Genomic DNA, 25,365 nt, shown 5'->3' on the forward strand with positions numbered 1-25,365 from the left:
ACGCCTTACACTGGCGCCCAGCCCCAATAGGACACCTCTAAAAACTACCTGCGTTGCCATCGCAGCGTTAAAACAGGCTCAAAATGCTCATTTACAACACGTAAACTGCGCTTTTTCGCCTGTTTTTGCCTTGCGCTGACTGCCTCACCGACGTTTTTAGAGGCGCCTAATCGGACTGCTCTAGCTGCCCCCGATAGCGGATGCAGGAGCAGGCCATGAACCCTGATAGCAAAACGAGGTTATCCATGAGCAAGGTGGCATTCATCACAGGCGCGACATCCGGTTTCGGTCGCGCCACGGCACGACGTTTCGCTGAGGCCGGCTGGGCGCTGGTACTCAGCGGCCGACGCCTGGAGCGCCTGGAAGAGCTGAAGGCCGAACTGCAGGACAAGGTGCCGGTACACATCGCTGCACTCGACGTGCGCGATGCGGCGGCGGTGAAGGCGCTGGTCGACGGCCTGCAAGCGCCCTTCGACCGCATCGACGTGCTGGTCAACAACGCCGGCCTGGCGCTGGCCCCGGAGGCGGCTCAGAAGGTTGCCCTGGAAGACTGGCACACCATGATCGACACCAACGTCACCGGCCTGGTCAACGTCACCCATGCGGTACTGCCGAAGCTGCTGGAAATCGGCAAGGGCACCAGCATCATCAACATCGGCTCGGTGGCAGGCGAATGGCCCTACCCGGGCGGCCACGTGTACGGCGCCACCAAGGCCTTCGTCAAACAGTTCAGCTTCAACCTGCGTTGCGACCTGGTATCCACCGGCGTGCGCGTCACCGACATCGCCCCCGGCATGGCCGAAACCGAGTTCACCCTGGTACGCACCAAGGGCAACCAGGCTGCCTCCGACGCGCTGTACGGCACCACCACTCCGCTGACCGCCGAAGATATCGCCGAGCAGATCTTCTACGTCGCCACCCTGCCGGATCACATCAACATCAACCGCCTGGAAATCATGCCCAGCCGCCAGGCCTGGTCGCCCTTCGCCATCGACCGCGATTGAAGGACGCCACTCACCGTAGGGCGGGTGCAACCCGCCAGACCCCTTGTGTCTGGTGATGCCCCCGTCCTACAACAACGTCCGCAACAGACTCCCCACCGACAGCAACACCAGCAGCCCACCTACCAGCACCCGCAACGACAACGGCTGCCAGCGCGGATGCAGCCACTGTCCGAGTAGGTTGCCGGCCAATGCCGGCAGTGCCAGCTCCAACGCCAGCCGCCACTGCGCGCCGCTAAGCAGACCCGCGACACCTAACCCGATCAGCGCCGCGCAACTGCTGGCCAGAAAGAACAGCACCGCCGTGCCGCGCAACTGGCGCGCGTCGAGGCCGCTGCGCAGCAGGTAGATCATCAAGGGCGGGCCGCCGGCCGAAGCCACGGTAGTCGCCAGGCCGGATGCCAGCCCCGCCAACCAGGCCATGCCCTGGCTCACCGGTGTGGCAACGGACGGCCGCCATAACACCAGCATGCCCCCGCACAAACAAAGCACCGCCACCAGCGGCGCCATGATGCGGGCCGGCAGCCACAGCAGCAGCCAGGCACCCAGCGGCACCGCCAGCAGCATGCCGACCAACAGACGCCTCAGCACGCGTCCATGCACGGCACGCAACGCCGCCGACCACAGTGTCACGCTGCACGCCACATCGAGAATCAGCGCCACCGGCACCGCTTCCGCAGGTGGCAACCGCAGCATCAGCCCGAGCGCCATCAGCATGGCAAAACCGAAGCCACTGTAGCCGCGCACCAGGCCGGCGGCGAAGGCGATAAAGGTGAACATAAGTGCTCCGCACGAATCGACGCCCCACTCTAGAGCCGGCCAGGTGTGAGAAGGCAGAGCCAGATACGGCAGTGCGACTGGCCACCGTCGCAGCCAGCGTAATGCGCACCGAATTGGTTCAGGGCACGCCTCTTGCTTGCCCACTCGGTCAACTATCCTGCGGAACCGCTGCCTCAACATGAATCTGCCTGCCGCCCTGTTCACGCCAAGCTGGCCTGCCGAGCTGGAGCTGGCCTACGCGCGCCACGGCGAACGCACCACCCCAGCGCATAGGCGTCACCTGGGCCCACTAAGAGTGCAGAAGCACCTGTACGCCGAAGGCCCGGAAGTCTGCCAGCACATCATCGTTCACCCGCCCGGCGGCATTGCCGGTGGTGACGTTCTGGATATCTCGGCCCACGCTGGCGAAAACACCTGGGTGCAACTCACCAGCCCAGGCGCAGCCAAGTGGTATCGCGCCGCGGGCGTCGCCCATCAGAATCTGCATCTGCGCGTCGACGCCGGCGCGACCCTTGAATGGCTGCCGCAGGAAACCATCATCTACGCTGGCGCCCAGGCCGAACTGCACACGCAGATCGAGTTGCACGGCGACGCGCGCCTGTTCTACTGGGACATCGTCGCCCTCGGCCGCCCGGCTGCCGACGAGCGCTTTACCAGCGGCCACTTTCAGGCCGCGCTGGACATCCGCCGCGACGGCAAACTGCTGTGGCACGAACGCCAGCGCGTAAGCGGCGGCGACGGCCTGCTCGACTCGCCCATCGGCCTCGACGGCCAGCCGGTATTCGCCACCCTGCTGATCAGCGCCGATGTAGACAGTGATTTACTGGAACGCTGCCGGGAGCTGAAGATCGACGGTGTACGCGGTGACCTCAGCCAGATTTCAGGCCTGCTTGTAGCGCGCTGCCTGGCCAGTGAAGCACTCAAGGCGCGCGCCTGGTTGATCGAGCTCTGGCGCCTACTGCGCCCGGCGTTGCTGGGGCGTGAAGCACGCCCACCCCGTATCTGGAGCACATGACGGCGGATGTAAAAAGTGACATCCGCCCTACCCCACGACGCATTCCGGCGATGCCAGGCATACGCCCCAATGGAGTAACACGATGGATCTGAGTCCACGCGAGAAAGACAAGCTGCTGATCTTCACCGCCGGCCTAGTCGCCGAGCGCCGCCTTGCGCGCGGAGTAAAGCTGAATTACCCGGAAGCAATGGCCTATATCTCTGCCGCCCTGCTCGAAGGCGCACGCGACGGCCAAACGGTCGCCGAATTGATGCATTTCGGCACCACCCTGCTGGCCCGCGACCAGGTGATGGAGGGCGTACCGGAGATGATCCCGGAGATCCAGATCGAAGCCACCTTCCCTGACGGCACCAAGCTGGTGACCGTACACCAACCGATCGCCTGAGGAACCCGTCTACGACCTGCTGCGCGTCGGCCCTGCCGCGTTAAAAGCAGGCTCAAAATGCTCATTTACAGCCCGTAAACTCCGCTTTTTCGCCTGCTTTTGCCTTGCATGGCTCTAGCTCGCGAGATCGTAAACAGGCTCCAAGTCATGACCTATTCGATTCAAGACGCCGGTGAAGCCGACCTGCCCGGCATCCTCGCCATCTACAACGACGCCGTGCAGCACACAACGGCAATCTGGAACGAGACCCTGGTGGATCTCGCAAACCGCCGCGCCTGGCTGGCCGAGCGCACTGCAGCGGGTTTTCCCGTACTGGTCGCCCATGACGGCGCCGGCGAGGTAATCGGCTACGCCAGCTACGGCACCTGGCGCACCATCGAAGGTTTTCGTCAGACCGTCGAGCACTCGGTCTACGTACGTACCGACCAACGCGGCCAAGGCCTAGGCCCAGCGCTGATGCAGGCGCTGATCGAGCGCGCCCGCGCCGCCAACCTGCACGTCATGGTCGCCGCCATCGAGTCGGAAAATGCCGCCTCGATTCGCCTGCACCAGCGCCTCGGTTTCGTCACCACCGGGCAGATGCCCCAGGTAGGCCGCAAGTTCGGCCGCTGGCTGGATCTGACCTTTATGCAACTGATCCTCGGCGCCAAGGAGTGACCCAGTGAGCGTGACGCTACAGCGAATCGACAGCGCCAGCCTCGCCAACTACCGCGAAGGCTTGATCGTCCTGCTGCTCGATGCGGTCAACGATGGCGCATCGCTGGGCTTTCTCGCCGATCTCGACGAGCGAGGCGCCGCCGAGTATTTCACTCAGGTACAGGCGGGCATTGCCGACGGCTCGTTGCTGCTCTGGGTCGCCCATGAACAGGGCCGCGTACTGGGCAGCGTGCAACTGAGCCTGTGCCAGAAGCCCAACGGCCTGAATCGCGCAGAGATTCAAAAGCTGCTGGTACTGAGCACGGCGCGTCGCAGGGGTGTCGCCCGCCTACTGATGCAAGCCGTCGAGCAGGAAGCGGCAGCCCGCAAACGTGGCCTGCTGTACCTCGACACCGAGGCCGGCAGCGATGCGGAACAGCTCTATCGCCACCTCGGCTACCAGTGCATTGGTGGCCTACCCGATTACGCCTGCGGCCCAGACGGTACCTACCGGGCCAATGCCATCTACTACAAGACGCTTGCGAGGCCTTCCTTATGATTCCCGGCCAATACCAGATTGCCGACGGCGAGATCGAGCTCAATGCCGGTCGCCGCACCCTGACCCTGTCCGTAGCCAACAGTGGCGACCGGCCTATCCAGGTCGGTTCGCACTACCACTTCTTCGAGACCAACGACGCCCTGCTGTTCGACCGCGCCAGCACTCGCGGTATGCGCCTGAACATCCCGGCTGGTACCGCCGTGCGCTTCGAGCCGGGACAGAGCCGTGACGTGGAGCTGGTCGATCTGGCCGGCACGCGCCGGGTGTTCGGCTTCGCCGGCCGGGTAATGGGCGATCTTTGAGATACAAATTTTCGTAGGGTGCGCCATGCGCACCACGAGCAACGCGGATAACGACGGTGCGCACGGCGCACCCTACGGGACGAGCCAATGAAGATCAGCAGACAAGCCTACGCCGACATGTTCGGCCCCACCGTCGGCGACAAGGTGCGCCTGGCCGACACCGACCTGTGGATCGAAGTGGAGAAGGACTTCACCACCTATGGCGAAGAAGTGAAATTCGGCGGCGGCAAGGTGATCCGCGACGGCATGGGCCAGGGCCAGCTGTGCGCCGCCGATGTGGTCGACACGCTGATCACCAACGCCCTGATCATCGACCACTGGGGCATCGTCAAAGCCGACGTCGGCCTCAAGGACGGCCGTATCGCTGCCATCGGCAAGGCCGGCAACCCGGATATCCAGCCGGACGTGACCATCGCCATCGGCGCGGGCACCGAGGTGATCGCCGGTGAAGGCATGATCCTCACCGCGGGCGGCATCGACACCCATATCCACTTCATCTGCCCGCAGCAGATCGAAGAAGCGTTGATGAGCGGCGTCACCACCATGATCGGCGGCGGCACCGGGCCGGCCACCGGCACCAACGCCACCACCTGCACCTCCGGGCCCTGGCACATGGCGCGCATGCTCCAGGCCGCCGACGCCTTCCCGATGAACCTGGGCTTTACCGGCAAGGGCAATGCCTCGCTGCCCGAGCCGCTGATCGAGCAGGTCAAGGCCGGCGCCATCGGCCTGAAGCTGCACGAGGACTGGGGCACCACCCCGGCCGCCATCGACAACTGCCTCTCCGTGGCCGACCAGTACGACGTGCAGGTGGCGATCCACACCGACACGCTGAACGAGTCCGGCTTCGTCGAAACCACCCTCGGCGCGTTCAAGGGCCGCACCATCCACACCTATCACACCGAGGGTGCTGGCGGCGGCCACGCCCCGGACATCATCAAGGCCTGCGGCTTCCCCAATGTGCTGCCGTCCTCGACCAACCCGACACGCCCGTTCACCCGCAACACCATTGACGAGCACCTGGACATGCTCATGGTCTGCCACCACCTCGACCCAAGCATCGCCGAGGACGTGGCCTTCGCAGAATCGCGTATCCGCCGCGAAACCATCGCCGCCGAGGACATCCTGCATGACCTCGGCGCGTTCTCCATGATCAGCTCCGACAGCCAGGCCATGGGCCGCGTCGGCGAGGTGATCACCCGTACCTGGCAGACCGCTGACAAGATGAAGCAGCAGCGCGGCCCGCTGCCCGAGGACGTACCCGGTAACGACAACTTCCGCGCCAAGCGCTACATCGCCAAGTACACCATCAACCCGGCGATCACCCACGGCATCAGCCATGAAGTGGGCTCAATCGAAGTAGGCAAGTGGGCCGATCTGGTGCTCTGGCGCCCGGCCTTCTTCGGCGTCAAACCAACGCTGATCCTCAAGGGTGGCGCCATCGCCGCCAGCCTGATGGGCGACGCCAACGCCTCGATCCCGACGCCGCAACCGGTGCACTACCGACCGATGTTCGCCAGCTATGCCGGCAGCCGCCATGCCACCAGTATCACCTTCATCAGCCAGGCGGCGTTCGAAGCGGGCGTGCCCGAACAGCTCGGCCTGCAGAAGAAAATCGGCGTGGTCAAAGGCTGCCGCGAGGTGCAGAAGACCGACCTGATCCACAATGGCTACCTGCCGAACATCGAGGTCGATCCGCAGAACTATCAGGTCAAGGCCGACGGCCAGTTGCTCTGGTGCGAGCCGGCCGAAGTGCTACCGATGGCGCAGCGGTATTTCCTGTTCTGACATCCCTGGCTGAAACGACAAATGGCGGGTTTCACCCGCCCTACGGGTAGGTGATTGATCATCTGCGCAAACCTGTAGGGCGGTTGCAACCCGCCAATTCATTCACCGGTTCACTCCCCGACACCCAGCTCATCAAGGCTCGTATCCCCGCCCCAATCGATGGGGTAAACGCCCTGCTTCACCCAGCGGTGAAACGACGACCAGGGCCAATCCTGCACACGCGTCACCAACCCATGCTTGAGCGGGTTGCCATGCAGGTAATCAAAATGCCGGGCGTAGTCGCACTCATCGCGGATCAGGTGTTCCCAGAAGCGTTGCTGCCAAAGCGTGCCCTGCCCCTTTGCCTGACGACGCTCGCTCAGCAGATCGGCACGTAGGTAAGTCTTGCCGCACGCATGGGTGACATGCCGCTTGATCAGTCGCCAGCGATTGGAGAAATCCATGTCATCGGGCGGTAAACGCCAAATGGCATGCAGGTGATCCGGCAACAATACCCAGGCGTCGATGACGAAGGGCTGGGTCAGGCGTACCACCTGGATCGCCTCGCGCAAAGCCTGGCGAATATCGGGATGGGTGAGGATTGGCTGGCGCCGCTCGCTGACCAAGGTGAAGAAATAGATGCCACCAGCAATGGCGGCGCGACGGTAGTCGGGCATGGCAACGTCCTTGTTGCAGATGTGATAGGTGGCGGGTTTCACCCGCCCTACGGTCATGTGTAGGGCGGGTGAAACCCGCCGTTGCCATTGAGGCTAGCCCATTCAGGACGCCTGCTTCATCTCGTCGTAGGCGTTCAGGTAATCACCAGCCAGTTGCTGCTTCTCCTTGTCGCGAAGCAGCTTGCCGGCCATCTGGAAGAAGGTGTGCTCTTCTTCCTTGAGGTGATGTTCGACCTTTTCCGCCAGCGCCTTGGCTTGCGCCAGCCAGCTGGGGCTGCTGGGGTCGGTCTCTTCCAGGTCCTCGATCATTTCGTCCATCTGGTGATGCTCGGCAATCGCGTGGCGCGACAGGTCGACGCCTGCGTCCTGCTGCATCAGGGGAATGTAGAAATGGCGTTCTTCGGCCACCGAGTGCACAGCCAGTTCCTGCTTGAGCTGAGAGAACAAGGCGTGGCGCTCGGCGCTGTCGCCTTGGGTAGCGATCAGTTTCTGCGCCAGTTCGCGCTGGATGTCGTGGCTGATGCGTAAGGCTTCGAAAATCGTCATGCAAGCACCTCTTCCTGAGTCACGGTCGTAGTAGCACTAGACCAGCAGGAAGCGAATAGGTGCCGTACCGCTTGCTCAGCGCAACTGACTGTCCTTGCTGCCACGACGGTTGTAGGCGCTGAACGCCGCGCTTTCGCGGTCGTGCTCGGCCTGGCAGTTCACGCACAGGCGCACACCAGCAATTGCCTGGCGACGGGCCTCGGGTATCACCGCGTCGCACTCTTCGCAATGATGCAGGCTCTCGCCTTTCGGCAGTTGGCTGCGAGCACGCGCAACGGCGTCCTCGATGCTGCTGTCGATCTGTTCCTGCACTGCGTCGTCGCTTGCCCAACCACCTGCCATATTCGACCTCCTCGCACTCTCCGAACAGATATGCGCCCGGAGAATGCGAAGTGCAAGTGCAGCCGGTCGCCACAGGCTACTCGCGGACTTCCATGAACTCCTTGGCCCAAAGGATGTAGTCCTCGGGCATGGTGTACTTGTGGGTCAGCTCGGTGGCATTGAGGTCGCACGGCTGCGCACCGCGCTGTTCGCGCAGGCAGTCGTAGGTGGCCTTGATCGCGGCGAAGTAGGCAGCGTGGCCGTTGACCACGATGCGTACGCCGAGGCGCGCCAGGCGCTGGTTGTCGCGCAGTTCAGGGTTACCGTAGGTGACCAGCATCAGCGGCACCTTCAGGCCTGCGGCGATCTGCTCCAGGTGGGCGAAATCCTTGATCCCGACCAGGCAGATGCCGTCGGCACCGGCGGCCTCGTAGGCGCGTGTGCGGCGGATCACTTCGTCCACCTCCAGAACGCCGGCATGGGTACGGGCGATGATCGCCAGATCCGGATCGACGCGGGCTTCCAGCGCGGCGAGGATCTTGCCGACGCCCTCCTCGATGGAAATCAGATCAGTGGACTTGCGGCCGAACTGGGCCGGCAGCAGGGTATCTTCGATGGTCAGCGCGGCAACACCGGCGCGTTCCAGCTCGACCACGGTGCGCATCACGTTGAGCGCGTTGCCGTAGCCGTGGTCGGCATCGGCGATTACCGGCAAGCGCGAGACGCGGCCGATACGCGCCGCCTGCTCGACGAATTCGCTCAAAGTGATCAGGGCGAAGTCCGGCGCACCGAGTACCTGCAGGGAGGCGACGGAGCCGCCAAGGATACCGACCTCGAAGTCGAGATCAGCGGCGATGCGGGCGGACATGGGATCGAAGACCGAAGCCGTGTGATAGCAGCGGTCGGAAGCCAGCAGGGCACGAAAGGCGCTGCGTAGCTCATGGTGGGATGCACGTTGCAGGATGGGCATGGGGCGTATTCCAAAGTCGGTTGAATCGCTTTTTTCTCTTTTTAGTAATGGCGTAGACGTGACGAATGCTAGCGCAAGGCACTTGCTGTCAGCTTTCAAACGAAGCGCCGTGGTCGATAACCAGCAAATTATCGGCCAGCCAACTCCGCCGGCAGCGCCGGGAAGAAGCCACCACCGGTCAGCAGGCCGTATGCCATCCACATGGCGACCACCAAATAGAACAGGCGTGGCGCCCAGCTCGCCAGCATCTGCTGGCTCGCAGCCAGCTGTTGCGCCTGCAGGCGGGCGAAACGTAGCAGCGCCTCACCGGGCCGACCGGTGGCTTCACCGGTATTGAGCACGCCGATCAGCATGGCTTTGCCGTGAAAGCTCAGCCCATCGAAAGCGCGCACCAACGACTGACCAGCCGCGACCCGTGGTGCCAGGTTGGCGAAATCCCGCCGCAGCCGCGCGCCGCTCACTGCACTGCAGGCGCGCGGCAGGGCGTCGAGCACGGGCATCCCGGCCTCCAGCAGCAGCCCGAGGCTGTCGCAGAAATTACGGACATCCGCCCGGCGCCGCAGGCTGCCCAACACCGGCAGAGCCAGCAGCAGATCGTCCAGCGGGCCCGGTTGATCGGTTCGCCGCTGTTGCCAGCGTCGCCACAACGCTCGTACGCCGAACAGCAATGCCGACAACCACAAGATCGGCATCAGCACAGCCGCCAGGTAGCCCGCGCCACTCAGACTTCCCCCAACTAAAGCAGGCAAGGGTTTGACCGCCAGCGCCAGCAGCAAAACCCCGGCCGGCAACAGCAGACGTGACTTCAACTCTGCGGCATAACGCGCCTGTTCGTCGTAGCGCTGCGCCAATTGCTCGTAGATGTGCGCCAATGCCCCGGCCTCCTGCGCGGCTCGGACCAGGCCACTTTCGAATGGCGTGAACACGCCACTCAACTGGCCGGAAGTCGCCAGGTCGCGTCCGCCGCCGACCATCTGCCGTAGGCGCTTGACGGCGGCCTCGTGGCGCGCACCGAGATCCAGACTGGCCAGCGCTCGATCGATGGGCACGCCCGCCCGCTCCATCGCGCCAAGGTGAGCGAACAAGCCGGCGCGACTGCGCAGATCGAGGGTGAGATGACGACGCGACATGATCAGACTCGGTGGATTGCAGCGCTCAGGTTAACCAGTCGCCGCGCGAGGCGCTACGGAGCGATGGGCGGCATCGGCGCATGCGGCAACCAGCGTTTCAGGATCGCCGCCAGGCTGCCGTCCTCATGCATCTGCTGTAATGCGCGCTGCCAGCGCACCACGCGCACCACAGAGGTCTGCGGAGAAAAGGCGATGTAGTAGGCCGAACGCATGAACGGCACGTGCGCGGTGACGTCCTGCGGCTTGAGGTCGACAGCGGCCAACTCGCCAGCCAGGGTCAAATCCTCAGTGGCGATCAGATTGACCCGGCCATGCTTGAGCATGGTCATCATCTGCTTCGAACTGGGTACGCCATAGAGGTTGGTGAAGCCCTTCGCGCTGAGGGTTTCGAAGGTGTACCACTGCTTGGGCAGTGCCAGAGGTCCGCTGGCAGCGGCTTGCGCCAACGTGTCGATGACGAGGTTGCGGGACTTGAGCGAGTAGAAACTGGTAGTGCCGACCACAATGGGGCCGACCCACTGGAATCGGTCCTCACGCTCGGCTGTACGCACAGTGGAAAACAGCGCGATATCTTCCTGCTGCTGGGCCAGGTACAGCGCGCGCGTCCAGGGCATCAGCTCGATCTGTCCAGTGTCGCCGGTACGCGCCAGCAATGCTCTGACCACCTCGACAGCAAGACCGCTCGGTTCGCCCTCGCGCATGAAGCTCATCGGCGGCGCATCCTCGGTGAGCAGACGCAGCTGTGCCTGTACCGGAGCGCACAGCGCCAGCAGCAGAACACATAGCCATCGATCAATACACTTGGCCATCATCGCCCCTCCCGCTTGCAGCCTAGCAAGCCGGGGCGCACCGTGCAGCCGCTTCACTCGCTGCGCAGCAAGTCGACCAAGGTGCGCTCATCGGCCGCGGGAAACCAGTGGCGGTAGATCCGCTCCAGGCTGCCGTCGTGGCGCATCTGCTGCAGCGCCTGTTGCCAACGTGCCACCAGCGCCGGATCCGTGTTCAGGGAAAAGGCGATATAGGAGTCGTTGGGCATCAGGTCGAACTGCTCCTGCAGCTGCCCGGCATTCATGCCCTGCTCGGCGAGCATGCCGTCGAGGGTCAGGTTGTTGGCCAGCAGCAGCTTGACCCGGCGATGGCGAAACATGCGCAGCATGTCCTGAGGCGTCGACACGCCATACAGGTTATCCAGGTTCTGTTCGCGCAACAGTTCGTAGCTGTACCACTGCTTGGGAATCGCCAGGGTGCCGAGGCGCCGGACGTCTTCGAGGCTGGCGACTCGAAGCCCAGCATCCTTGTGCGTGTAGAAACGCGTATAGCCGCGCGCGATCGGTCCGACCCACTGAAACTCAGCTTCGCGCTGCGCCGTACGTACGGTGGAGAACAATGCCGTGTCGGCCTGATGGCGAGCCTGGTGATAGCCGCGTGTCCAGGGCACCAGTTCGATATGCGCCGTCTCGCCAGTGCGGCGGATCAGCTCCTCGACCACGGCCACAGCCATGCCACTCGGCTTGCCATTCTCGAGATAGCTGAAGGGTCGATAGTTTTCGGTATACAGCCGCAAATCGGCAGCCGCCACATGGGCGCAGAGGCCGCAAAACAACAACAGAACGGCTACCGGGCACTTCAGATTCATCACACGCCACCGTCTAGAGCGCGCCCTACAGCGAATTCAGGACGGCCAGAACAAGGATCATAAACCCGCACCTGGCCCATCACCAAGGCTATTGCGGGGCTGTCATTTCAGCCAAATCCCTGGCGGTCACTACACGCGGTTCAAGCAGCAGTTGCAGGCGCGAAATGGCGCGTTCGCCACTCAGGGCCCGGTGCACCAGGCGCACCGCATGATCCCCCATGGCCTGCGGCTGCTGGAGCAACAGGGCATGAATCTCACCCTTGCGCACGGCATCGAACAGCAGGTCGCCACCGTCGAAACCGACGAAGTCCAAGGTACCGGCCTTGCCCAGTTGGCGCAGCGCAGCGAGGGTTGCCCGACTGCTGGTGCCATTGGGACTGAACAGGCCGTCGAGCTTGGGCAACTGCTGGCTCAGGGCCTCGGCGATGCGCTGGCGGTCATCCCCCAAGTAGGTATCGAACACCACCTGCAACCCAGTCGCCTGCGCCGCCAGCAGAAAGCCGCGCTCACGCTCCTCGGTCGATTGCAGCCCTGGCCGCAAACGCAACATCCCAACTCTGCCACCTCGCCCGAGACGCTCGGCCAGTTGTTGCCCAGCCAACTGACCGGCGAGGAAGTTGTCAGTCGCCACCAACGCATAAGCGCCGTCCCCCGCAATGTCGCGGTCGACATAGACAGTGGGGATGCCCTCGGCGCGCAAGGCCGTGATCCGAATATCGATAACGTCGCCAGCCGGAGCGATGATCAGCGCTTTGCAACCCTGTGCTAGGACGCGATCTATCAATTGCAACTGCACCTCGACGCTGCCCTCCTGGACCGGAGCGCGTGTGTAGAGCTCCAATTGCAGCTCATCAGCGGTGCGTCTCGCGCCGGCCTCCAGTTCGCTCCAGAACGCCGACGTGCCGGCCGGCACCATACCGATGCAGTCACGCGCCCAGGCAGGCGCGGCCGTCAGCAACAGGCAAATGAAAGGGATGATTCTTAGCATGTTCAACTCCCAGCCCCTGCCATCACTTTAGCATCGCCATGCGGCACTGCGACGCCTGTCGGCAAGCTGTCGACTCATACTTTTTCACATTCAAAACCGACGGTCGGGCTAGCCCTGACGCGCCGGGCAGGCGATCATCGGGCTTCCTACGCAGACTCCAGCTACCATGACCGCCACTACTGACAGCCGTACCCCGACGCACAAGCCCCGCCCGCTGATCGATCTGGCCATCAGCATCCTGATTCCCTCGTTCATCCTGATGAAGCTCAGTGGCGAGCACCGTCTCGGCGCCGATGGTGCGCTGATCCTGGCCCTGGCGTTCCCGCTGGCCTGGGGCGCGTTCGAGCTGATCAAATATCGCAAATTCAACTTCATCGCCCTGCTCGGTCTGATCAGCGTCGCGTTGACCGGCGGCATTGGCCTGCTCAAGCTCGACACCCAGTGGCTGGCAGTCAAGGAAGCGCTGATCCCCGGCCTGATCGGCATCGCCGTACTCGTTTCGACCCGTACCCGCTACCCACTGATCCGCACTCTGCTGTTCAACAAGACCGTGCTCAATATCGACAAGATCCACGACCGTCTGGAGCAAGGCGGCCATGTCGAGCACTTCGAGACGCGCCTGATGCGCGCCACCTACTGGCTCAGCGGCACCTTCTTCTTCTCGTCATTCATGAACTATGTGCTGGCCAAGTGGATTGTGGTCAGCCCGGCCGGTACCGAGGCGTTCAACGACGAGCTGGGACGCATGACCCTGCTCAGCTACCCGATGATCGCCATTCCCTCGATGATCATGCTGATGGCCATCTTCTACTACCTGTGGAAGACCATTCACGGCCTGACCGGCCTGAGCCTGGAAGAAATCATGGCCAACACCGGTCAGGAGTCGAAGCCCTGATCAGTGCCGACCTTCGGGTCGGCCGCGCTGAACATGCTTGGGCTTTCCGCCTACCCGACTCTATTTCTCTCCGCCTTTGGCGCGGCGACGCTGTTGCCGCTGCAGTCCGAAGCGGTGCTGGTCGCCTTGCTGCTGGCCGGCCAACATCCGCTCTGGGCCCTGTTGCTGGTGGCCACTCTGGGCAATGTGCTGGGCTCCTGGGTCAACTGGCTGCTGGGCCGCTCCATCGAGCACTATCGCGAGCGCCGCTGGTTCCCGGTCAGCCAGACTCGGCTACAGCAGGCACAGGGCTGGTATGCGCGCTATGGGCGCTGGTCGCTGCTGCTGAGCTGGATGCCGGTGATTGGCGACCCACTGACGCTGGTTGCCGGCGTGATGCGCGAGCGCCTGTGGGTATTTCTGGCCATCGTCACCCTGGCCAAAGCGAGCCGCTACGCCGTGCTGGCGGCGCTGACGCTGGCATGGATATGAACGTATCAGGACAACCGCTGACACAACTACAAGAGGGTGCGAATGTGCTTGCCAGTTGAGTACAGGCTGCGCCTCCCTGATACTGCGCAGCGCGCCGCGCGGGCACGATCCGCCACCGGCCGTTGCACAATGGCCGGATGGCCGATGAACAGCAGCCTCCCACAGAGGCATGCGGCCCCACTACCTCGGGGCCCAGCGAGCGAGGAATTGCGGTGTCTGTCGTAGAAGCCAAACCAAAACTGAAGCGCAGCGACCTGATCTGGACGCTGATCGGACTCAGTGCCGTGGTGCTGTCTGGCTTTCTGCTGTATCGCGAGTTGCGCAATATCTCCCTCGATGAGATCAAGGGCAGCATCGAAGCGATCTCCCACATGAACTGGCTGCTTGCCGCAGCGGCCACCCTCGGCGCGTACTGGGCACTGGCCTGGTACGACCGCATCGCCGTCGCTCACCTTGGCAAGAAGATTCCCTGGCGCTTCATCACCCTGTGCTCCTTCACCACCTATGCCCTGGCCCACAACATCGGCGCCTCGGTGTTCTCAGGCGCAGTGGTGCGCTACCGGGCCTACCGCAGCAAGGGCCTGACGCCTCAGGAAATCGGCATCCTCATCGTTTTCTGCTCCTTTACCTTCGCCCTCGGCACCCTGCTCGCCAGCGGCTGCGTGCTGATCGCTCAGCCCGACCTGATCCACCGCGTCGCCAATGTCACGCCTCTGGCCTCGGTAGTCATCGGCAGTGTCTTGCTGTGCCTGGTCGGCCTCTACGTGCTGGGCTCCTGGCGCCAGTTCAAACCCTGGACGCTGGGCAAGCTGCATGTGGAATATCCACGCCTGCCCATCGTCAGCCGCCAGTTGCTGGCCGGGCCACTGGAACTGCTCTGCGCCGCGGCGATCATCTATTTCGCCCTGCCGGCCGACAATCATCCCGGCTATCTGGTGGTGCTCGGCGTGTTCCTCGCCTCCTTCTCCCTGGCGCTGCTGTCCCATGCACCTGGCGGCCTGGGCGTGCTGGAAGTGACCTTCCTCGCCGCACTGCCGGAGATTCCCGCTGCCGATGTGCTGGCGGCGCTTATCGTGTTCCGCGTGTTCTATCTGCTGCTGCCGTTCGCACTGTCACTGCTGGTGGTGCTGGGCTTCGAATGGACGCAGTGGAAGCGCAAGCGCGAAGAGAGCCTTGACCTGCCGTCCTGACGGCTCGCCGTCGCCGCGCGACTGACATAGAATGCGCGGCCGTTTTTCATGGCCTGCGTTTCATGTCTTTCTCCACTCCCGCCCGCGCCTGCGGCATCGACTTCGGCACCTCGAACTCCACCGTCGGCTGGCTGCGCCCCGGCCAGGACAGCCTGCTGGTACTCGAAGACGGCAAGATCACCCTGCCCTCGGTGATCTTCTTCAACACAGAGGAGCGCCGCCCGGTCTACGGTCGCCTGGCCCTGCACGAATACCTGGAAGGCTACGAAGGCCGCCTGATGCGCTCGCTCAAGAGCCTGCTGGGCTCCAAGCTGCTGAAGAGCGAAACCACCGTGCTGGGCAGCGCCCTGCCCTTCAAGGATCTGCTCGGCTTCTTCATCGGTGAGCTGAAAAAACGCGCCGAAGCCCAAGCCGAGCGCCCCTTCGAAGAAGTGGTACTGGGCCGCCCGGTATTCTTCGTCGATGACGACCCTGCTGCCGACCAGGAAGCGCAGAACACTCTGGTAGCCGTGGCGCACAAGCTCGGTTTCAAGGACGTGTCGTTCCAGTACGAGCCCATCGCCGCGGCCTTCGACTACGAGTCGAACCTGGATCGCGAGGAACTGGTGCTGATCGTCGACATCGGCGGTGGTACCTCGGACTTCTCCCTGGTGCGCCTGGCACCGGAGCGTCATCACCTGGCCGAGCGCCAGGGCGACATCCTCGCCACCGGCGGCGTGCATATCGGCGGTACCGACTTCGACAAGCAGTTGTCCCTGGCCGGGGTGATGCCGTTGTTCGGCTATGGCAGCCGGATGAAGAGCGACGCTTTCATGCCCACCAGCTACCACCTCAACCTGGCTACCTGGCACACCATCAACGCGCTGTACGCGCAGAAGACCCAGCTCGCCCTGCAGAACATGCGCTACGACATCGTCGACGCTACCGGCATCGACCGCCTGTTCGGTCTGATCGAGCAGCGCGCCGGGCACTGGCTAGCGATGCAGGTGGAAGAGAGCAAGATCGCCCTGAGCGAACAAGACGCACGTCCCATCGACCTGTCACGCGTCGAGCCGGGCCTGGTCGCCGAGCTGACCCGCCCCTTGTTCGAGAACGCCATCGAGCCCCTGCTCGAACGTATTCGTGCCAGCCTCACGCAATTGCTCGCCGATGCCGGCGTGGCGGCCGACCAGGTCGATACGCTGTTCTTCACCGGCGGTTCCAGTGGCGTACCGGCGCTGCGCCAGAGCGTGGCGGCGATGCTGCCCAATGCGCGTAGCGTCGAAGGCAACACCTTTGGCAGCATCGGCAGCGGCCTGGCCATCGAAGCGAAAAAGCGCTACGGCTAGGCGCAGCGCTTTTGTAGGAGCGGCTTCAGCCGCGATTCTGGCCTCCCGCACAAACTAATCCGGCTGAAGAACTCTCGGCAAAAGAACGTAGGGTGCGCCGTGCGCACGGCGCACCCTACCCGGAACGCTCCGCATGCACCCTGATGATATTCTTGCCAACCTTTAATCCCCGAGGACATGCCCAATGAAAGCCCAGCTGGAAGAACTGATCGCCAAGATAAGCTCCGGCTGCCTGCCCGAGGACGAGATTGCCCGTATCGCTGACGAGGCCACGCAGGCCTATGCCGATCCGGCGGCCTTTCTCGCTGCCAACCCGGACGTCAACTACGACGACGAATTCCCCATCCCCCTGGGCGAATGGGTAGTGGTCGGCAGCCTGCCGGAAACGGTGCTGTTCCAGGCCGACAGCTACGAGGAGCTGTTCCAGCGCATCACCGAATCCTTCGGCCCGCAGGTGCAGTTCGTGCTCAAGGCCAAGCAGTTGGCCAAGACCGAGCCACTGAAAGCACTCAACCGTATCCAGGTGCAGCTCTCGGCGCTGTCGCCGGAAACCGGCGGCTACGTGCTGGTAGATTTCAGCGAGCCGCTGGATGACGAGCTGCAGGCCGTGCTCGTGTACGCCAGCGACCTACCAAGGGTGATGGAACTGGCGGTGGAAGTGGGCATCTACGCCGCACCGGCGCTGGAGGCTTTGCAGGCGGAGCAGGAGCAAGCGTGAGCCGTATGCGCCTGCCGGCCCTGACGCCAGAGCTGCAGGTCAGTGATCTGCAGGCCAGCCTAAGGTTCTACCAACAGCTGCTGGGTTTCAGGCTGCTGTACCAACGACCCGAGGATGGTTTTGCAGCCATCGCTCTGGGCGAAGCTGCGTTGATGCTGGAACAGATGGAGCCGCATCAACAAGCAGGCGATCCCTGGAAAATTCTGCCACTCGATCACCCGCTGGGGCGCGGCATCAATCTGCAAATCGACGTGGTCGATTTGCAACCGCTGCACCAGGCACTGCTCGCCAATGACGTACCGCTGCGCCTACCGCCGGAGACGGTGGAGTACCGCACTGGCGACAGCTGGATCAGGGTGCGCCAGCTGATGGTCCAGGACCCGGACGGTTACCTGCTGCGTTTCAGCCAGGTTCTTGACCGCTGACGCACCCACTGCTCAGCCCGTAGCCCGGATAAAATCCTCGGCAAGTCCAGCAACCACCCCCGGATTACATCCGGGCTACAAAGTCCCGCGCAACGCTTTCTCGAACAATGCGCTGTATTGCGCAGCCGTATAGGCGATGGGGTTGGTGCCTGCCGAAGGGTCCACTTCGGCCATACGCCCGACCTGCTCGATACGCGCATCGTCGATGCCGATATCGCTCAGGCTGTGGGCGATACCCACTTCACTGCGCAGCGTCAGCACCCATTCCAGCACCGCATCGAAACCGCCGCCCGGCAGCGCCAGGTAGCGCGCCATCTTCTCCATCTGCGGCTCGATCACGGCGCGGTTCGCAACCAACACGTAAGGCATCAAAACCGCGTTGAGCAGGCCATGGTGAGCGTCGTACAGCGCACCCAGCGGATGGGCCAGCGCATGCATCGCGCCAAGACCACGCTGGAAGGCGGTGGCGCCCATGCTCGAGGCCACCAGCATCTGCAGCCGCACCTCGACATCACCGCCCTGCGCCACCGCACGCGGCAGGTACTGCTGCACCAGGCGCATGCCCTCTAGGGCGATGCCCTCGGCCATGGGGTGAAACAGTGGCGAGCAGAACGCCTCCAGGCTGTGCGACAGCGCATCCATGCCAGTGGCGGCGGTGATTTTCGCCGGCAGGCCGACGGTCAGCTCGGGGTCTAGAATCACCAGAGCAGGCAGCATGCGCGCGTGGAAGATGATGCGTTTGATATGCGCGGCATCGTCGGTGATCACCGAGGCGCGGCCGACTTCCGAGCCGGTGCCGGCAGTGGTCGGCACCGCCACCACCGGCGCCATGCCGGATACCTTGACCCGGCTGGCGTTGTCGCCGACGTCCTCGAAATCCCACAGCGGCCGATCCTGACCGACCATCAAGGCGATTGCTTTGCCGGCATCCAGTGCCGAGCCGCCGCCGAAGGCGATCACGCCGTCATGTCCGCCAGCCTTGAACGCAGCCACACCGTCCATCACGTTGCTGCTGGTGGGGTTGCCCTTGATCGCCGAGAACAGCCCGGCCTTCAGCCCGGCATCACGACATTGGCGCAGCGCCGCGTCGATCATCGGCAACGCCGCCAAGCCTGGGTCGGTGCACAGCAGCGGCGCGCGCATGCCGAGCAGGCGGCAGGCCTCGGCCAGCTCAGCAATGCGGCCAACACCAACGCGCATCGAGGTCGGGTAGTTCCAGTTCATGCGGTACTGATTCAGGTCCATGGCGCGCGCCTCACAGCTGAGTCTTGAAGTGGAAGGATTTTGGCCGGGTCAGTTGCTCGTAGCCGACTCGCGACAGGGTGCAGCCGCGCCCGGAGTGCTTCACCCCGGTCCAGGCCAGGCCAGGGTCGAGGTAGTCGCAGCGGTTGAGAAACACCGTGCCGGCCTCGACCCGATCAGCCAAAGCCATGGCGGCGTCGACGTCGCGACTGAAGATGGCTGCGGTCAGGCCGAACTCGCTGTCGTTCATCAGCGCCAGCGCTTCCTCGTCGCTGGCGACCTTCTGAATGCCCACCACCGGGCCGAAGGATTCCTCGGTCATCACGCGCATTTCATGGTTGACGTTGGTCAGCACCTGCGGCGCCAGATAAGGCGTACCTGGCGCATCCTGGGGAAACTCGGCTGGGTCGATATGTGCCTTGGCACCCTGCTCGACCGCCTCGGCGATCTGGGCGCGGACGAAGTCGGCGGCGTCGCTGCGCACCAGCGGGCCCAGGGTGGTCTCCGGGTCATCCGAACGCCCCAGCTTGTACTGGCGCACCAGCGCCACCGCGCGCTCGACGAACTCATCGAACAATGACGCGTGCACGTAGATGCGCTCGATGCCGCAGCACGACTGCCCGGAGTTGAAAAAGGCGCCGTCGATGGCGGTTTCCACCGCGTGCTGCAGATCGGCGTCAGCACGGATGTAGGCCGGGTCCTTGCCACCCAATTCGAGCCCAACACTGATGAAGCGCCCGGCAGCAGCACGCTCGACCATGGCTCCGCCGGGCACCGAACCGGTGAAGGCAACGTGGTCGATACTGGGTGAGCGAATCAAGGCTTCGGTCTCGCCGTGGCTCAGGTGCAGGTACTGGAATACGCCTTCGGGCAGGCCAGCTTCGGCGAAGGCTTCGACCATGCGTTCGGCGCACAGCGGCGTCTGCGCCGAGTGCTTGAGCAACACCACATTGCCTGCTAACAGCGCCGGCATCACCGCGTTGACGGCGGTCAGATAGGGGTAGTTCCAGGGTGCGATGATCAACGCCAGGCCCAATGGCTCACGGCGAATGAAACGGGTGAAGCCGGCCTTTTCCGGCAGGCGGATGTCGGCCAGCGAGCCCTCGGCGATATCGGCCATATGGCTGGCACGCTCGACGAAGCCACGGATCTCGCCAGCGGCGTAACGGATTGGCCGGCCCATCATCCAGCACAGCTCTTCGGCCAACTGTGCCTCACGGGCAGCGAAGGCTTCGATGGCACGCCGGCCGATGGCGATACGTTCGCGCAGTGGCGTCTGCTTCCAGGCCTGCTGCGCCAGCTCGGCCTTGGCCAACGCCACCAGTATTTCAGGATTGGACGCCAGATGACGCTCGACGTAGACCGAGCCGTCGATGGGGGAAATGCATTGCAGCTTGCTCATAAGGTGCTCCAGAAATCTTGCCCGCGTAGCCCGGATGCAATCCGGGACACTCGACGAAACCGCCCCGGATCGCATCCGGGCTACGGACGGTGGAATCAGATGATTTCGAAGTAGCGATCCAGCTCCCAATCGCTGACATGGCGACGGTACTCGCGCTCTTCCCATTCACGGCTGGCGGCGAAGTGCTCGACGAAGGCATCGCCGAACATCTCTCGGGCGGCCTGCGACCCCTTCAGCCGTTGCGCGGCGTCCCACAGGGTGCGCGGTAACGCCAGCTCCTCGGGGTGCTTGACCGCATAGGCATTGCCGCTGACAGGATCGGTTGGTTCCCACTCCTGCATGACGCCGTAAAGGCCCGAGCCGATGGCCACCGACAACGCCAGGAACGGATTGCCGTCGGCAGCGCCAAGGCGGTACTCCTGGCGCTGCGACTTGTCGCTACCGGGGATCACTCGCAGCGCTGCGGTGCGGTTCTCCACGCCCCAGGTGGCGTCGGTGGGCGCCCAGAATCCGGGAATAAGACGGCGATAGCTGTTCAGGGTCGGCGCCACCATGCACAGGAATTCCGGCATCAGACGCTGCTGCCCGGCGAGAAAATGCCGCTGCAGCTTGCTCATGTTGTGCGCCTGGCTGGGGTCGTAGAACGCCGACTTGTCCGTCTTGCGGTCACGCAACGACACATGGATATGACCGCTCTGCCCTGGGTACTTGCCCGACCACTTGGCCATGAAGGTGGCCATCAGCCCGTTACGCTGGGCCAGTACCTTCATGAAGGTCTTGAACAGCGCGCCCTTGTCCGCTGCGGCTTCGGCATGGTCGTAGGCAATGGCTGCCTCGAGCACACCCGGGCCGGTTTCGGTGTGCAGGCCTTCGATGGGGAAATCCATCGCCTCACCCATTTCGAGAATCTGGTGATAGAGCTCGGCATGCACCGAGTTGCGGATCATCGAGTAGCCAAACCAGTCCGGGGTGAACGGCTTGAGATCGCGAAAGCCTTTGGCCCGCGCCGAGTCCGGAGTTTCATCGAACATGAAGAACTCGTATTCCAGCGCAGCGAAGGGCTCGAAGCCCATGTCCTGGCAGCGCTGGATGACCCGGCGCAGCGTGCCGCGCGGACACACTGCCTCGGCTTGCTGGTCGAATTCGGCGAGAAACAGCAGCATGCCGTTCTCGAAGGGAATCTCGCGGCAGGTGTGCGGCAGGATACGCACCGGCGCGTCCGGATAGCCGCTGTGCCAACCGGTGTACTGGGCATTGTCGTAGAGCTGATCCTTGACGTCCCAGCCGAGCACCACATCGCAGAAGGCAAAGCCGTGCTCGAGAGCGGAGAAGAACTTGCTGCGGCTCATGTATTTGCCGCGCATCACCCCATCGTTATCGAACAGGCCTACCTTGACGTGGCTCAGGCCACGCTCCTCGACGATGCGCCGGGCATCGCCCAGGGTCTTTACATCCCGTGGTTTGAACATGCTAACCCCTGTGTCTTGTTGTTATCGCGGGCGGGTTAAGCGAAGAGCTGGGCATTCATGACCGGCCAGGCAAGGCCGACGACGCACGAACGCAGCACGACGCTTGTGACAGCGTCCGTTTCAGGCTCATAGAGTGTGGTACAGGATTGCCGGGATGGCAGGGAGCGGGGCAGAAAAATAGGCGATGACGATCAAGGCGGTGGACAACCGAAGGCTATCCACCGCGACGCACTAAGCTGTCGGCACCGTACCGCCGTCGATCAGGAATTCACTACCGGTGATGGAGGCCGCCCGAGGTGACGCCAGGAAAGCGATGAGTTCAGCGACTTCCGACGGCGTCGAAGGGCGACCGAGCGGAATACCTCCCAGCGCATCCATGATGATGCGCTTGCCTCCGTCATAATCGGTGCCCGCCTCCTCTGCCAATCGCTTGGCCAAGGCGACCGATGCCTCGGTTTCGATCCAGCCAGGGGCAACCCTCACGACGCGCACGCCTTTGGGCGAAACCTCTTTCGACAGGCTCTTGCTGTAAGTCGAAAGCGCCGCTTTGGCTGCAGCGTACGCAGTGGTCGCCTCGGGCAGCGGCAAGCGACTTTGAATGGACGTCACATGGATGATCACGCCCGCTGCACGCTGCAGCATGCCCGGAAGCAGTGCACGGTCGAGGCGAACCGCAGGGAACAGGTTCAGATCGAGCTCGCGCTGCCACTGCTCGTCATCCAGCGCGGCAAACCCTCCGCCAGGAGCGGACGAGCCACCCAGGACGTGCACGAGAATGTCGACGCCACCCAGGCGCTGCTCGGTCGCCGCCACCAGCGCCGCGCAACCGTCTGGGGTACAAAGATCCGCCTGAACGAACAGATCTGGCGGTACGGCGCTGTCGGCCTGTCGCGCAGCGGTCAGTACCTGCGCGCCCTCCGCCTGGAAAAGACGAACCACTGCGAGTCCCACACCTTTGGTCCCACCGGTCACTAGGACACGCTTGCCAGCAAACTCAAGGTTCATCATGGCGCAATCTCCAGTGAGCTGATCCGCCCGTCACGCAAACGAAAGACATGCTTGAGTGGAATCGGACTACCGGGAAAGTCACCACTCACCATTGCCGTGACGCTGAGTTGATCCTCCTTGGCAAACGACTCGATGGGCTCCACCCGGTAAGTGAATGCCTTCCGCGCAGCCTGCTGCCAGGACTCGATGGCCTCGATCCCCTTATGGCAGCGGTTTTCATCGATCACGCTGGCGTCCGCATGGAAACACGCCGTCATACGTGAGATGTCATCGCCGTTGCTGATCTCGAAATAGGCTTGAACGACACTCGGCAATTGCAGGCTCATACGCTAGTTCCTCTCACAGTTGTCAGTCTTGCAGAGCTGCGATCTTGCCTCTCGCGAGACAATCTGCTCAATTGGGATAAATGCTGATGACCTATCCCGCATAGCAGGACTATTCGATGTCCGATTCACGCCTTACCCTTCATGAGCTGGAGGCCGTCCTGGCCGTGGCCCGCCGTGCCTCGTTTCGGCGGGCAGCTATCGACCTGAATGTTTCCACTACCGCGCTGAGCAGCACTATCGCCAAGCTGGAGATGACGCTGCAGACGCGTCTGTTCAATCGCACCACACGCAGCGTGTCGCTGACAGAGTCAGGTCGACGTTATCTGGAGCAGGTGGGGCCTACGCTGCAGGCTCTACGCGGCGCACTGGAAACGGTTCGCTCGCACAACGCCGAACCTGCTGGCGTGATCAGAATCAACGCATTTGCCAGCGCGGCACGCACAGCACTCATGCCGCTGGTCCTGGAGTTTGCCGCCCGTTACCCGCGCGTGCAGATCAATCTGGTGACGGAGGAACGACTGATGGACATCGTCGCGGAAGGCTTCGACCTGGGCGTGCGCGCATCCAGCCTGATACCAGGTGACATGATCGCCATCTCACTCGGCCAGACACAGCGTTATGCCGTGGTGGGCACAGCCAAGTACTTCGCCGAACACGGCATGCCGCAAACACCTGCCGATCTGAAACAGCATGAATGCCTACGCATCCGGCTGCCCAACGGCGCCATCTATCCCTGGTACTTCGAACATGCTGGCGAAGTGCTCAGGGTTGATGTCGAGGGTCAGTTCACAGTGGATGAGCCGAGCGTAGCCAAGGCCATCGTGCAGGCGAACGTGGCGCTCGGGCTTTTTCTGGAGCAGGAGGTCCAAGCGGAGATCGATGCTGGAAACCTGCTGCGAGTGCTGCAGAACTGGACGCCACCCAGAGATGACCTGTGCCTTTACTACCCCAGTCGGAGCAATCCGTCTGCCTCGCTCAAGGCATTCACTGACCTGGCCCGAGAGAATCTCCAGCGCTGCCCGCACCATCGCTGAGCGTTGGGCGGGCAGTCGTGGGGGAGACCTCAACCGCGATAAGGTGCTCCAGCCTTGGCCATCAATGCGTTGTACTTCTTGAAGATATCCACCACCTTGGCGCAGCGCGGGCTGGTCTTGGCGATTTCGTCCCAGAATTTCTGCGCCTCGGCTTCAACCGTGGCCCATTCTTCGGCGGGTATTGAGGTCAGCTCCAGCTTGCCGCCCTCGACCCGCAACTGCGCCTCGCCGCCCCAGTACCAGTGCTGGCGGTAGTAGTTTGAGCTGTCCATGCACAGCTTGAACAACGTCTTGAGATGTTCCGGTACCTCGGCCCATTTGTCCGAGTTGGCGAAGTAGGAGCCGCACCACGCGCCGGAGATGTTGTTGGTCAGGAAGTACTTGGTGACGTTGGCCCAGCCGACGGTGTAGTCCTCGGTGATACCGGACCAGGCGATGCCGTCCAGCTCGCCGGTCTGGATCGCCACCTCGACGTCCTCCCAGGGCAGGGTCACCGGAATCACGCCGAAGCGCGAAAGGAATTTGCCGGCGGTGGGGAAGGTGAAGATGCGTTTGCCCTTGAGATCATCGAGCTTTCTGATTGGCTGTACGGTGGCGAAGTGGCAAGGGTCCCAGGCACCGGCGCCGAGCCAGGTAACGCCCTTGACCTCACCGTAGGCCTCGGCCCAGATCTCGTTGAGCCCGTACTGCTCGAACAGCACCGGCACATCGAGGCTGTAGCGGGTGGCGAAGGGGAAGTAACCACCGAACACCGAGACGTCCACAGGCGCGGCAATCGAATCGTCATCACTCTGCACCGCATCGATAGTGCCGCGCTGCATGGCGCGAAATAGCTCGCCGGTCGGCACAAGCTGGTCGGCGAAATATAACTGGATCTCCATCTGGCCATTGGCAGCCTTGTTGAAGGCGTCGATCGAGGGTTTGATCACGTGCTCGGCCAGTGCCGCGCCGGCATAGGTTTGCAATCGCCAGGTGATTTTCTTCGGCTCGGCGGCGTAGATATGCGCCGAACCCAGGGCCGCGGTGCCGACTGCGGCGGTTTTCAGGAAATCGCGTCTCGTACTCATGCTGGTCTCTCCATAGTGTCGATGCCGATGCAATACAACCGCTCAATGCCGCCAGAGCTGACGGCCTTACCAGTGGC

The 25,365-nt window shown here is 63.2% G+C and carries 29 protein-coding genes; 14 read left to right on the forward strand and 15 right to left on the reverse strand.

Annotation, left to right across the window (positions count from 1 at the left end; translation table 11 throughout):
• Positions 1–245: 245 nt before the first annotated feature.
• Positions 246–1,004, forward strand: coding sequence for an SDR family NAD(P)-dependent oxidoreductase (locus tag CDO35_RS03850; RefSeq protein ID WP_099522651.1), 759 nt, complete (start codon positions 246–248; stop codon positions 1,002–1,004).
• 66 nt (positions 1,005–1,070) lie between these two features.
• Here the strand turns inward: CDO35_RS03850 and CDO35_RS03855 are convergent, their stop codons facing one another.
• A complete protein-coding gene (locus tag CDO35_RS03855) occupies positions 1,071–1,781 on the reverse strand; it encodes a sulfite exporter TauE/SafE family protein (RefSeq protein WP_099522652.1) in 711 nt (236 codons plus the stop codon).
• A 178-nt stretch (positions 1,782–1,959) separates the two neighbouring features.
• Between CDO35_RS03855 and CDO35_RS03860 the strand changes: the two genes are divergently transcribed.
• The 6 genes from CDO35_RS03860 to ureC all read left to right on the forward strand — a co-directional run bounded on the left by CDO35_RS03860 (position 1,960) and on the right by ureC (position 6,466).
• Positions 1,960–2,796, forward strand: coding sequence for an urease accessory protein UreD (locus tag CDO35_RS03860; protein WP_099522653.1), 837 nt, complete (start codon positions 1,960–1,962; stop codon positions 2,794–2,796).
• 82 nt (positions 2,797–2,878) lie between these two features.
• Complete coding sequence (ureA, locus tag CDO35_RS03865) at positions 2,879–3,181, forward strand: urease subunit gamma (protein WP_004425162.1); 303 nt, start codon at positions 2,879–2,881, stop codon at positions 3,179–3,181.
• A gap of 147 nt (positions 3,182–3,328) precedes the next feature.
• A complete protein-coding gene (locus tag CDO35_RS03870; protein ID WP_099522654.1) occupies positions 3,329–3,838 on the forward strand; it encodes a GNAT family N-acetyltransferase in 510 nt (169 codons plus the stop codon).
• Between the two features lie 4 nt (positions 3,839–3,842).
• Positions 3,843–4,376: a GNAT family N-acetyltransferase gene (locus tag CDO35_RS03875; RefSeq protein WP_099522655.1), complete on the forward strand. Its 534-nt coding sequence runs from the start codon at positions 3,843–3,845 to the stop codon at positions 4,374–4,376.
• Positions 4,373–4,678 (forward strand): urease subunit beta, encoded by a 306-nt coding sequence (locus CDO35_RS03880; RefSeq protein WP_099522656.1) that lies wholly within the window; start codon positions 4,373–4,375, stop codon positions 4,676–4,678. The genes CDO35_RS03875 and CDO35_RS03880 overlap by 4 nt, the downstream gene beginning before the upstream one ends.
• A gap of 87 nt (positions 4,679–4,765) precedes the next feature.
• Positions 4,766–6,466, forward strand: coding sequence for an urease subunit alpha (gene ureC / locus CDO35_RS03885; protein WP_055984174.1), 1,701 nt, complete (start codon positions 4,766–4,768; stop codon positions 6,464–6,466).
• 110 nt (positions 6,467–6,576) lie between these two features.
• Here the strand turns inward: ureC and CDO35_RS03890 are convergent, their stop codons facing one another.
• The 8 genes from CDO35_RS03890 to CDO35_RS03925 all read right to left on the reverse strand — a co-directional run bounded on the left by CDO35_RS03890 (position 6,577) and on the right by CDO35_RS03925 (position 12,713).
• On the reverse strand, positions 6,577–7,122 hold the full coding sequence (locus CDO35_RS03890) for an REP-associated tyrosine transposase (protein WP_099522657.1): 546 nt from the start codon (positions 7,120–7,122) through the stop codon (positions 6,577–6,579).
• A gap of 102 nt (positions 7,123–7,224) precedes the next feature.
• Entirely contained in the window at positions 7,225–7,668 is a 444-nt protein-coding gene (locus CDO35_RS03895) for a hemerythrin domain-containing protein (protein WP_021487915.1), read from the reverse strand.
• Between the two features lie 75 nt (positions 7,669–7,743).
• Positions 7,744–8,010, reverse strand: coding sequence for a DksA/TraR family C4-type zinc finger protein (locus CDO35_RS03900; RefSeq protein WP_099522658.1), 267 nt, complete (start codon positions 8,008–8,010; stop codon positions 7,744–7,746).
• A 76-nt stretch (positions 8,011–8,086) separates the two neighbouring features.
• Positions 8,087–8,950 carry an isocitrate lyase/PEP mutase family protein gene (locus CDO35_RS03905; protein WP_099522971.1) on the reverse strand — a complete coding sequence of 288 codons (864 nt, stop codon included), beginning with the start codon at positions 8,948–8,950 and terminating at the stop codon, positions 8,087–8,089.
• A 137-nt stretch (positions 8,951–9,087) separates the two neighbouring features.
• The gene (locus CDO35_RS03910; protein WP_099522659.1) at positions 9,088–10,089 is read right to left on the reverse strand and encodes a type II secretion system F family protein; all 1,002 of its coding nucleotides are present in this window, start codon (positions 10,087–10,089) and stop codon (positions 9,088–9,090) included.
• Between the two features lie 53 nt (positions 10,090–10,142).
• Positions 10,143–10,898 (reverse strand): substrate-binding periplasmic protein, encoded by a 756-nt coding sequence (locus CDO35_RS03915; RefSeq protein WP_243699040.1) that lies wholly within the window; start codon positions 10,896–10,898, stop codon positions 10,143–10,145.
• Positions 10,899–10,951: 53 nt separating this feature from the next.
• Positions 10,952–11,725, reverse strand: a complete 774-nt coding sequence (locus CDO35_RS03920) for a substrate-binding periplasmic protein (RefSeq protein WP_099522661.1) — start codon at positions 11,723–11,725, stop codon at positions 10,952–10,954.
• An 88-nt stretch (positions 11,726–11,813) separates the two neighbouring features.
• Complete coding sequence (locus tag CDO35_RS03925) at positions 11,814–12,713, reverse strand: substrate-binding domain-containing protein (protein WP_099522662.1); 900 nt, start codon at positions 12,711–12,713, stop codon at positions 11,814–11,816.
• 166 nt (positions 12,714–12,879) lie between these two features.
• On the opposite strand from CDO35_RS03925, the gene CDO35_RS03930 reads away from it, so the two are divergent.
• From CDO35_RS03930 to CDO35_RS03955, 6 genes are all read left to right on the forward strand, one after another.
• Complete coding sequence (locus CDO35_RS03930) at positions 12,880–13,608, forward strand: VC0807 family protein (RefSeq protein WP_099522663.1); 729 nt, start codon at positions 12,880–12,882, stop codon at positions 13,606–13,608.
• 33 nt (positions 13,609–13,641) lie between these two features.
• The gene (locus CDO35_RS03935) at positions 13,642–14,079 is read left to right on the forward strand and encodes a YqaA family protein (RefSeq protein WP_099522972.1); all 438 of its coding nucleotides are present in this window, start codon (positions 13,642–13,644) and stop codon (positions 14,077–14,079) included.
• A 212-nt stretch (positions 14,080–14,291) separates the two neighbouring features.
• Positions 14,292–15,269 (forward strand): lysylphosphatidylglycerol synthase transmembrane domain-containing protein, encoded by a 978-nt coding sequence (locus CDO35_RS03940; protein WP_099522664.1) that lies wholly within the window; start codon positions 14,292–14,294, stop codon positions 15,267–15,269.
• Between the two features lie 62 nt (positions 15,270–15,331).
• The gene (locus CDO35_RS03945) at positions 15,332–16,597 is read left to right on the forward strand and encodes an Hsp70 family protein (protein ID WP_099522665.1); all 1,266 of its coding nucleotides are present in this window, start codon (positions 15,332–15,334) and stop codon (positions 16,595–16,597) included.
• A gap of 184 nt (positions 16,598–16,781) precedes the next feature.
• Positions 16,782–17,315 carry a hypothetical protein gene (locus CDO35_RS03950; RefSeq protein WP_099522666.1) on the forward strand — a complete coding sequence of 178 codons (534 nt, stop codon included), beginning with the start codon at positions 16,782–16,784 and terminating at the stop codon, positions 17,313–17,315.
• Between the two features lie 5 nt (positions 17,316–17,320).
• A complete protein-coding gene (locus CDO35_RS03955; RefSeq protein ID WP_099522973.1) occupies positions 17,321–17,740 on the forward strand; it encodes a bleomycin resistance protein in 420 nt (139 codons plus the stop codon).
• A gap of 75 nt (positions 17,741–17,815) precedes the next feature.
• Here CDO35_RS03955 and CDO35_RS03960 read toward each other — a convergent pair whose 3' ends face one another.
• From CDO35_RS03960 to CDO35_RS03980, 5 genes are all read right to left on the reverse strand, one after another.
• Entirely contained in the window at positions 17,816–18,985 is a 1,170-nt protein-coding gene (locus CDO35_RS03960) for an iron-containing alcohol dehydrogenase (protein WP_099522667.1), read from the reverse strand.
• A 10-nt stretch (positions 18,986–18,995) separates the two neighbouring features.
• The gene (locus tag CDO35_RS03965) at positions 18,996–20,384 is read right to left on the reverse strand and encodes an aldehyde dehydrogenase family protein (RefSeq protein WP_099522668.1); all 1,389 of its coding nucleotides are present in this window, start codon (positions 20,382–20,384) and stop codon (positions 18,996–18,998) included.
• 95 nt (positions 20,385–20,479) lie between these two features.
• The gene (locus CDO35_RS03970; RefSeq protein WP_099522669.1) at positions 20,480–21,853 is read right to left on the reverse strand and encodes a glutamine synthetase family protein; all 1,374 of its coding nucleotides are present in this window, start codon (positions 21,851–21,853) and stop codon (positions 20,480–20,482) included.
• A gap of 231 nt (positions 21,854–22,084) precedes the next feature.
• Positions 22,085–22,861, reverse strand: a complete 777-nt coding sequence (locus tag CDO35_RS03975; RefSeq protein ID WP_099522670.1) for an SDR family oxidoreductase — start codon at positions 22,859–22,861, stop codon at positions 22,085–22,087.
• Positions 22,858–23,187 (reverse strand): nuclear transport factor 2 family protein, encoded by a 330-nt coding sequence (locus CDO35_RS03980; RefSeq protein ID WP_099522671.1) that lies wholly within the window; start codon positions 23,185–23,187, stop codon positions 22,858–22,860. Before CDO35_RS03980 ends, CDO35_RS03975 begins: the two co-directional genes overlap by 4 nt.
• A 116-nt stretch (positions 23,188–23,303) precedes the next feature.
• On the opposite strand from CDO35_RS03980, the gene CDO35_RS03985 reads away from it, so the two are divergent.
• Positions 23,304–24,221 (forward strand): LysR substrate-binding domain-containing protein, encoded by a 918-nt coding sequence (locus tag CDO35_RS03985; protein ID WP_099522672.1) that lies wholly within the window; start codon positions 23,304–23,306, stop codon positions 24,219–24,221.
• Between the two features lie 29 nt (positions 24,222–24,250).
• Here CDO35_RS03985 and CDO35_RS03990 read toward each other — a convergent pair whose 3' ends face one another.
• The gene (locus CDO35_RS03990; protein ID WP_037005790.1) at positions 24,251–25,288 is read right to left on the reverse strand and encodes a TRAP transporter substrate-binding protein; all 1,038 of its coding nucleotides are present in this window, start codon (positions 25,286–25,288) and stop codon (positions 24,251–24,253) included.
• Positions 25,289–25,365 lie beyond the last annotated feature (77 nt).

The sequence above is a fragment of the Pseudomonas sediminis genome, assembly GCF_002741105.1.
GTDB classification, from domain to species: Bacteria; Pseudomonadota; Gammaproteobacteria; order Pseudomonadales; family Pseudomonadaceae; genus Aquipseudomonas; species Aquipseudomonas sediminis.

Bases quoted from the DNA above. Each gene is read 5' to 3' on its own strand.
- CDO35_RS03850 (WP_099522651.1), top strand. From the start codon at position 246: ATGAGCAAGGTGGCATTCATCACAGGCGCGACATCCGGTTTCGGTCGC.
- CDO35_RS03855 (WP_099522652.1), bottom strand. From the start codon at position 1,781: ATGTTCACCTTTATCGCCTTCGCCGCCGGCCTGGTGCGCGGCTACAGT.
- CDO35_RS03860 (WP_099522653.1), top strand. From the start codon at position 1,960: ATGAATCTGCCTGCCGCCCTGTTCACGCCAAGCTGGCCTGCCGAGCTG.
- ureA (WP_004425162.1), top strand. From the start codon at position 2,879: ATGGATCTGAGTCCACGCGAGAAAGACAAGCTGCTGATCTTCACCGCC.
- CDO35_RS03870 (WP_099522654.1), top strand. From the start codon at position 3,329: ATGACCTATTCGATTCAAGACGCCGGTGAAGCCGACCTGCCCGGCATC.
- CDO35_RS03880 (WP_099522656.1), top strand. From the start codon at position 4,373: ATGATTCCCGGCCAATACCAGATTGCCGACGGCGAGATCGAGCTCAAT.
- ureC (WP_055984174.1), top strand. From the start codon at position 4,766: ATGAAGATCAGCAGACAAGCCTACGCCGACATGTTCGGCCCCACCGTC.
- CDO35_RS03890 (WP_099522657.1), bottom strand. From the start codon at position 7,122: ATGCCCGACTACCGTCGCGCCGCCATTGCTGGTGGCATCTATTTCTTC.
- CDO35_RS03895 (WP_021487915.1), bottom strand. From the start codon at position 7,668: ATGACGATTTTCGAAGCCTTACGCATCAGCCACGACATCCAGCGCGAA.
- CDO35_RS03900 (WP_099522658.1), bottom strand. From the start codon at position 8,010: ATGGCAGGTGGTTGGGCAAGCGACGACGCAGTGCAGGAACAGATCGAC.
- CDO35_RS03910 (WP_099522659.1), bottom strand. From the start codon at position 10,089: ATGTCGCGTCGTCATCTCACCCTCGATCTGCGCAGTCGCGCCGGCTTG.
- CDO35_RS03915 (WP_243699040.1), bottom strand. From the start codon at position 10,898: ATGGCCAAGTGTATTGATCGATGGCTATGTGTTCTGCTGCTGGCGCTG.
- CDO35_RS03920 (WP_099522661.1), bottom strand. From the start codon at position 11,725: ATGAATCTGAAGTGCCCGGTAGCCGTTCTGTTGTTGTTTTGCGGCCTC.
- CDO35_RS03925 (WP_099522662.1), bottom strand. From the start codon at position 12,713: ATGCTAAGAATCATCCCTTTCATTTGCCTGTTGCTGACGGCCGCGCCT.
- CDO35_RS03930 (WP_099522663.1), top strand. From the start codon at position 12,880: ATGACCGCCACTACTGACAGCCGTACCCCGACGCACAAGCCCCGCCCG.
- CDO35_RS03935 (WP_099522972.1), top strand. From the start codon at position 13,642: ATGCTTGGGCTTTCCGCCTACCCGACTCTATTTCTCTCCGCCTTTGGC.
- CDO35_RS03945 (WP_099522665.1), top strand. From the start codon at position 15,332: ATGTCTTTCTCCACTCCCGCCCGCGCCTGCGGCATCGACTTCGGCACC.
- CDO35_RS03950 (WP_099522666.1), top strand. From the start codon at position 16,782: ATGAAAGCCCAGCTGGAAGAACTGATCGCCAAGATAAGCTCCGGCTGC.
- CDO35_RS03955 (WP_099522973.1), top strand. From the start codon at position 17,321: ATGCGCCTGCCGGCCCTGACGCCAGAGCTGCAGGTCAGTGATCTGCAG.
- CDO35_RS03960 (WP_099522667.1), bottom strand. From the start codon at position 18,985: ATGGACCTGAATCAGTACCGCATGAACTGGAACTACCCGACCTCGATG.
- CDO35_RS03965 (WP_099522668.1), bottom strand. From the start codon at position 20,384: ATGAGCAAGCTGCAATGCATTTCCCCCATCGACGGCTCGGTCTACGTC.
- CDO35_RS03970 (WP_099522669.1), bottom strand. From the start codon at position 21,853: ATGTTCAAACCACGGGATGTAAAGACCCTGGGCGATGCCCGGCGCATC.
- CDO35_RS03975 (WP_099522670.1), bottom strand. From the start codon at position 22,861: ATGATGAACCTTGAGTTTGCTGGCAAGCGTGTCCTAGTGACCGGTGGG.
- CDO35_RS03980 (WP_099522671.1), bottom strand. From the start codon at position 23,187: ATGAGCCTGCAATTGCCGAGTGTCGTTCAAGCCTATTTCGAGATCAGC.
- CDO35_RS03985 (WP_099522672.1), top strand. From the start codon at position 23,304: ATGTCCGATTCACGCCTTACCCTTCATGAGCTGGAGGCCGTCCTGGCC.
- CDO35_RS03990 (WP_037005790.1), bottom strand. From the start codon at position 25,288: ATGAGTACGAGACGCGATTTCCTGAAAACCGCCGCAGTCGGCACCGCG.